Source organism: Bacillus salitolerans (genome assembly GCF_042680805.1).
Classification (GTDB): domain Bacteria; phylum Bacillota; class Bacilli; order Bacillales; family SA4; genus Bacillus_CJ; species Bacillus_CJ salitolerans.
The window spans coordinates 1-6791 of the sequence record NZ_JBHUEM010000036.1 but is presented as its reverse complement, the minus strand read 5'-3'; the positions used below and the strand labels follow the sequence as shown (position 1 = coordinate 6791).

The following is a 6791-nucleotide window of genomic DNA, read 5'->3' as shown; positions in this document are numbered from 1 at the left end:
CTGTATTTTTGTTCCCCATTTATGGACACAACCTTTCGTTATCATTCTAGTCAAATTTTAAAGAACTTAACTAGGTTGTGTCCATGAAACTATACTAGCATCATCCTGGTAACATTTATGTTACTGATCTTACAGAAATAAAAGTGAATGCCCGAAATATCTTGTTTAAGTTAAAATCTTTCTTTAAGTAGGTCGAAAATTATTTCCAATAAGAGCTCCAAACATTGTGAACAATTACACTAAAAGTAAAGGGAGCGAGAATGCAATAGACGTGGTACTATCCATGAAGGATAAGTACCACTTTTTGTTGAAGTAAAAAGCAGGTTAGCTTCCGTAGGCATAGAAAATTACTCTTAACTGGTGGGTTGTGACCGCTTGAAAGAGTTGACACAGTTTTTGCTTGATAAAATGCAACACTTTTTTCCAGTTAAGGACTTCCCTTTTTTATGGAAGAGTGTGTATGATGGTCTTACAATCATGCAACTACTGTTTATCCTTACAGTTACGAGGGATGTATATTTACTAATAATTATGCACATTAACGAAGTTGTGCTTGTTGCACTAACGAGCAGGATAGTGAAAAAAGCAAAAAAAAGAAAAATTTATAAAATGATATACTTTTAAACAGGGGGATATAAAATGATTTTAGAAGATAAAAGGAGACCAGATATGGTTTTGGAGAAGGTTATTAAGAAGATCAATATTCAGAGTGAGTACAAGACTTTTGTAGAGGAGTATACAGCTAGCTTGCTTACAGAGTTCAGTGGGAAGATTCACAGTATTTATATGTGTGGCTCAATTCCTAAAGGTACTGCTAAGCCATTTAAGTCTGATGCAGATTTTACAATAGTATGCGAAAGACCAGAAGATATAGATTATGATAGAGTATCATGTCTGAAGGACCAGATTTTACAAAAATATCGATTAGTAACTAAGGTTGATACGGTTATTTGTTCACTGGATGATGTAAGAAGTAAGCCCAATGAATGGGGATTTTGGATCAAGATAATCTGTGTTTGTATACATGGTACTGATATTGGCGAAGAAGTACCGCCTATTCTTATTTCACCTGAGTTCATATTAGACTTAAATTCAGACACTCAAGAGGCAGTGGATCGCGTTCGCGGTTTTCTATCTAATGCCAATGATGACACACTGAAATCTAAATATACCAAAGGTTACTCAAAGAGATTAATTCGTGCATTATACTCTTTGGTTTTAGAAGATACAGGGGTTTGGCAAGATGACATTACTAAGATGAAGAGTGCCATATCAGATTATTGCAATATTGATTCAGCTTTAGTTGACTATCTGTATGCGTGTTACTTAGATAGTAATGTAGATGTTGAAGAATTTCTGGGGATTACAGAAGAAGTATATAGTTATATTGAGAAGGCTTTAACTGCATTGGCTGCTTCCAGAACTTCCTTCTCCTAACAGCGAATTGACGACATGAATTTAAATTTCTATGATGAATTGGCTAAATTGAAGATTTTCGTATGTTTTCGCCACTAGCAGCACCTAACAGACTATTTGAAACAGGGACAATAATAAGTAAAATGTCCCCGTCTCAAACAGCTAAAACGTTATCCAATACCTTTACACAAGACAATTTGAAAATGGGTAATTATGTTAAAATTAATGGAGATTGTGAAAGAACCTACTTAAAGTAAAGGGTGCTAATCTTCAAGAAGGAGATTGGCTTTTTCTTGTTGAAGTAAAGAAGCAGGATAGTAAAATAACTAATTGACGATATGAGGTGTTATTTCAACTATAATATGTTAATATTTAACTGTCTGAAAATTCCAACACTCAATTAGAGGACAATCTCAGTGTAGGAGGTAGATATTATGAAAATGAAAAAATATTTCGACGTTAAAAACATTAAGGGGAAAACGTCAAATTAAATAAAACGTTTCCCTAAATTTGAGAGGGGAAAATTATTTGAAGCAATTATTGTTAATCATTGATGCTCAGCAGGAGTTAATTGAAGGGAATCAAGAAGAAAGTGCTGTTTACAAAAAGGAACAACTTATCACAAATATCAATGCAGTAATTGAAAAAGCAAATAATTCTAATGTTCCTATTGTCTTTGTAAGGGACTTTGAGGTTGCAGAAGGAATAGGTAAAGGTTTTCAAGTTCATGAAAAAATTAATGTACCTATAAATGCAAATTTCTTTGAAAAAACTGCAACGAATTCGTTCCATGGTACAGGACTTCTAAATCACTTAAAATCTCAAGAGATTGGACATGTTGTTGTAATGGGATGTGCAACCCAACATTGCATAGATAGTGCAGTCCGAACTGCAACTATTAATGGAATGGATGTCACCTTAGTTGGAGATGGACATTCAACAACAGACGGCGATGTTTTAAGTGCCGAACAAATTATAAATCATCATAACGAAACTCTTCATGGACATTACAATGTTGAAAACTTTTCCATTGTAAGAAATACAGAAGAAGAGTTATTTTATCCAACACATAATTCATATAGGTAATAACTGAGTAGTAGAACAATATCCCAAATTCTTAGTTCGATTTAAGAAATTGGGATATTATCTTTGTTACTTATTAAGGTAGAATGGAATATCATTTAAAATGTTAAAGTATGTGAAGTATTACACTTAAAGTAACGGGTGCTTTACCTACACAAAGAAATAGTTTATAGAGCCTAAATTATGCAAGTTTTTATACATTACTTGTTAGATAGGCTCTTTTTGTGTTTTTAGAAAATAACGTCGTGGGATCACATTTTGTATTAAAAAAATTTCCAATTAAGTGTGTCATTTATTTGAGCAAAAGCTGTGTCATTTTACTTGGCGGTCACAACTTCAGATGCTACACCAAGGACATTTGTTATTAAAGTGGAAAAGGGTATATCAAATCAAATAAATAGTGTGATCATTACTCAAAGTGGTGTAGCAACAACAATTCCAATTAACGAAGAGTGATTGTTAAACTAAAGGTGGCGATAACTACATAGTGATCGCTTTTGAACTATTGAACAGGTTAGCTTAAGAGTAACCTTACTTCAAACGAAACAATGAAAACCGATATGTTATATAATGGAATAAACTAAAGGGTGCTAGAGTTGAGTAAGTAATTGGCGGTGAGAAAGTGGATAAAGACAATTTAGCTGAACAATTTGTAAAGGAATTTCCTGAGTTTAAACTTTTATTAGAACAGCACATTGAAGATAATGAAAAATTATTACCACATGTTTTCTTTGGTTAATGTAACGACTACTTTATTAAATTCCTTGAAAAAGAAGAAACAGAAAAACTTGAAAAGTTATTTGATTTCTTTGAAAAAATGGCAACTAAAGGCGATGACTACGATAAGGAACTGTTAAGTGTCACTATTCTTGAAAGATTTGGTGATGATAAAAAAATCCTTCATACAGCTTATAGATGCATGGGTAAAGAAACAAGGAAGGCTTCCAATGAAATAGAACTATTTTGAAGAAGATACTAACGGGTGCGAGAATGCAATTTTTCGGTTTCGTTAGATGATAAAGATGTACTTGCATCTCCAACGTTTCTTGTTGACCAAGATATTGAAGGAGTAATTGGTATTATTCCAGGTGAGTAGCTTATTAAAGTATATGGGCATTTCCTCAAAAAGGAAAATGGATTTTTTTTATTTATAAAAATAGTGAGGTAATGAGTTACACTTAAAAATCTTCATTTAAACTCTCAAATAAAAGGAGAAATGAGATGTCGGTGTTTGATAAAAAAATTGGGGGTGTAGCAACTATATTATTCATACTTCTCATATGTATCTTTACAAATCCAACAAAAGAACAATACATAGAATATCAAAGAGAAACATTTGGTGAACCTTTTGTTGAAAATGAATATCTAAAGATTGAAGTAATTGATTTCTATATCTTTTCAACTTTTACACCATTAGTTCTTGACCAACATCACGGAACTGTAACATTAGGAGTTTTAGGGAAGATTCTTTGAGATTTCAAAAGGTCAGTATGATTACCCAACTGTTTTAGAGTTATTTGATTAGTTTTCCTTGATATTAGTTTGTGACAAAGTATAGGGTGCGTTTCTGTAAATAGCAGAGACGCTTTTTTAATTGAAGGAAAAGGTATTGGATGTATTTTACAGAATATGTATGTAATATGTATTATCCTATTACAAGGAGGACTAATAATGACAAATGAAGGAAACCAAAAGGAAGAAGATAAGGTAAAGTTAAACTTCCGTGTAGGACGTTCAATGGGAGATCATGAATATATAGCAAAGAACGGATTATTAAAGGCAATGATTCCAATTGTAATAATTATTATTGTTGTTGCAATTGCTGTTATTAAAAATAGTTAATTAGGTAAATGTAGGAGCATAAAAAACTATAGTTTAACCTATTTAATCGGGGACATGAAAAATAGAATACAGTTAATATAAGTTAGTTATTCTTCTGCTATGAGAAAGGAGAAACGATTGACATACATATTTCTAATTTTCATAATTGCAATAATTACGTTTGTAACAATCAGAACAATGAAGAACAAGAAGTTTCCTTCAAATAACTATACTCCATATGATGATTTTGTAAGTGGAAAGAACGATGATTCAAACCACATTACTCATTACCATGAGGAAAAGAAATGATGAAAGAAATATTATTTGTTATTGTTGGATTTGGATTTATTTTGTTCTAGATTCAGAAGCTAAAATACAAGGTCCGATGGTATTTTGCTCTATGCAGTGAGAAATGAGGTACAAAGATGAAAAGTACCCTAGCAAATGAAGTTTCCTTTAGAGAATTTATTAATATTTCTCTAGGATGATAACAGAAGGGATTACAACAGTAGCCAATTTGAAAAAATATATAATGTAATTCACTTTTGTCTAAAGGGGGCTAATCTTCAAGAAGGAGATTGGCTTTTATTTATGTTGAAAGTAAAGGGGAGTTCAGGTGAACAAGGAGATTTTAGGAATAACCTCGCATTTATCAACTTTATGTCTTAAGTGAGTAACTAGGAACAACCAATTTGACAATGACTTATATATACTACTTTTAACTATGATCCCCTATTGTTTGGCTCTGTGATAGACTTAAGTTATCAGAATTTACAGCTTTTATGAAATAACTTTCCGGGGGTCAAAATGAAATATTTAGTTTTAGTAATCGTTATTTTCGGAGTCTTCATATTTAATTACCTGAATAGTTCATTTTACAGAAATGGAAACGACGAGGAATCGATAATCAAAACAATCCAATCGTTAGATTTATTTGAGAATTCTTCAATAGAAATTATAGATATTAAGGATGTTGTGACCGCCAAGTAAAATGACACAGCTTGTGCTCAAATAAATGACACACTTAATTGGAAATTTTTTTAATACAAAATGTGATCCCACGACGTTATTTTCTAAAAACACAAAAAGAGCCTATCTAACAAGTAATGTATAAAAACTTGCATAATTTAGGCTCTATAAACTATTTCTTTGTGTAGGTAAAGCACCCTTTAGTTGAACAAGACGATAACTAATTTATAGTTATCGTCTATTTGGTATTTCCTACTGAATAGTATCGTTTTACTACGAAGAAATGACTTTGTTTGTGTAGCAGTAAGACCCGATAGCGCCTATAAGTAACTTTATTTTCCGTCTATATAACCTGTAAAGGAATAAACAGCCTAAAATCACTTAACAGAGAGTATTAATTATCGACAAGACCATTAACTGCTAAATCTAGAAATGGTTCTAGCATAGTAAACTCAACCAATAAGTCACTGGATTCTATGTTAGTTGGAATCATCAATTGATATTGATGATTACCTATTTTCTGCATATCATTCATACTATAGATGAATGAATAATCTTTTGATGTTATGTAGATATAATTGACTGGTATGAACTTACTATTTTGATGAATATCTATTATTACCTCGAGATTTCCCTCACTTTGTTGGATTTTTGTTATTTCAAATGAACCATATTCGTTATATTTAATTACCTCTCCATGTCGTAATGGGTATTGTTGAATTTTACTTTCTACTTGTTTTGCAGGTAAGATAGAGAAATGCCCATTCTTATCTGAAATAGGTGGAAATAATACATCTTCCTTTATATAATACTCTTCAAATTTCTCAATATAGGACTCCCTTGCTTCGTGTATTGTTGTTTGATTGCTCGCTTCTCTCCATATCCCATTTCCTTCTGTAATAAAATACTTTAACTCCTCTGAACTTTTATTTTCTTTAATACTTTCCTTAAATTTAACACTAGTTTGAACCCCAGACGGAGTGACAACTAGATTCTTTACTTCCATCCCATTTCCTAAATTATCTGATGATATAAACTTTGTTGGAGAACTCAACCCATTGACCTTGCTAACAGGAAAATTAAACTTCCACTTTCCTTTTATATTATTGACTTCAAAAATCTCTATTGTAAAATCAAACTCTTCACCCATTTTATCGGCTAATACATCCAAGTCCATAACACCTCTAATATATGGAAGATCTTCATTGGACATACCAGTACCTCCACTTAATTGGACTTTCTCTCCATTAATATATGTGTTTGCGTCCATAAAGAAAGATAGTGTATCCATAGTAACTTCCTGTTTTTCAGGTAATTTAATTTCATATGCTACCGAGAAACGTAGGTCATCATAATATACCTCTGTAAAACGTATGGTTATACCATTATCATGAACTTCTTCATCTACTACTTGAGCATTCCCGAGATTGTATACAGCCTTTAAACCTTCATCACCTTTATTGTAGAATACAGATTCTAGGATAGGTAACTTCTTGATAATG

10 protein-coding genes are annotated in these 6791 nt (G+C 32.0%); 9 read left to right on the top strand and 1 reads right to left on the bottom strand.

Annotated features, from left to right (window positions below; all coding sequences use genetic code 11):
- Nucleotides 1-375 precede the first annotated feature (375 nt).
- The 9 genes from ACFSCX_RS16525 (at nucleotide 376) to ACFSCX_RS16490 (ending at nucleotide 5310) form a co-directional block, all read left to right on the top strand.
- On the top strand, nucleotides 376-624 hold the full coding sequence (locus ACFSCX_RS16525) for a hypothetical protein (RefSeq protein WP_377929348.1): 249 nt from the start codon (nucleotides 376-378) through the stop codon (nucleotides 622-624).
- A 45-nt stretch (nucleotides 625-669) separates the two neighbouring features.
- Nucleotides 670-1437, top strand: coding sequence for a nucleotidyltransferase domain-containing protein (locus ACFSCX_RS16520; protein WP_377929349.1), 768 nt, complete (start codon nucleotides 670-672; stop codon nucleotides 1435-1437).
- Nucleotides 1438-1944: 507 nt separating this feature from the next.
- Entirely contained in the window at nucleotides 1945-2502 is a 558-nt protein-coding gene (locus ACFSCX_RS16515) for a cysteine hydrolase family protein (RefSeq protein ID WP_377929347.1), read from the top strand.
- Nucleotides 2503-2808: 306 nt separating this feature from the next.
- Nucleotides 2809-2955 (top strand): hypothetical protein, encoded by a 147-nt coding sequence (locus ACFSCX_RS16510; RefSeq protein WP_377929346.1) that lies wholly within the window; start codon nucleotides 2809-2811, stop codon nucleotides 2953-2955.
- Nucleotides 2956-3253: 298 nt separating this feature from the next.
- Nucleotides 3254-3466 carry a DUF7674 family protein gene (locus ACFSCX_RS25725; RefSeq protein ID WP_465252673.1) on the top strand — a complete coding sequence of 71 codons (213 nt, stop codon included), beginning with the start codon at nucleotides 3254-3256 and terminating at the stop codon, nucleotides 3464-3466.
- Nucleotides 3467-3720: 254 nt separating this feature from the next.
- Nucleotides 3721-3972, top strand: coding sequence for a hypothetical protein (locus ACFSCX_RS16505; protein ID WP_377929345.1), 252 nt, complete (start codon nucleotides 3721-3723; stop codon nucleotides 3970-3972).
- A gap of 198 nt (nucleotides 3973-4170) precedes the next feature.
- Nucleotides 4171-4341: a hypothetical protein gene (locus ACFSCX_RS16500; protein WP_377929344.1), complete on the top strand. Its 171-nt coding sequence runs from the start codon at nucleotides 4171-4173 to the stop codon at nucleotides 4339-4341.
- Between the two features lie 117 nt (nucleotides 4342-4458).
- A complete protein-coding gene (locus tag ACFSCX_RS16495; RefSeq protein WP_377929343.1) occupies nucleotides 4459-4629 on the top strand; it encodes a hypothetical protein in 171 nt (56 codons plus the stop codon).
- A 498-nt stretch (nucleotides 4630-5127) separates the two neighbouring features.
- The gene (locus ACFSCX_RS16490) at nucleotides 5128-5310 is read left to right on the top strand and encodes a hypothetical protein (protein WP_377929342.1); all 183 of its coding nucleotides are present in this window, start codon (nucleotides 5128-5130) and stop codon (nucleotides 5308-5310) included.
- A 373-nt stretch (nucleotides 5311-5683) separates the two neighbouring features.
- Here the strand turns inward: ACFSCX_RS16490 and ACFSCX_RS16485 are convergent.
- On the bottom strand, nucleotides 5684-6791 hold a 1108-nt coding region (locus tag ACFSCX_RS16485; RefSeq protein WP_377929341.1), incomplete at its 5' end, for a DUF4179 domain-containing protein.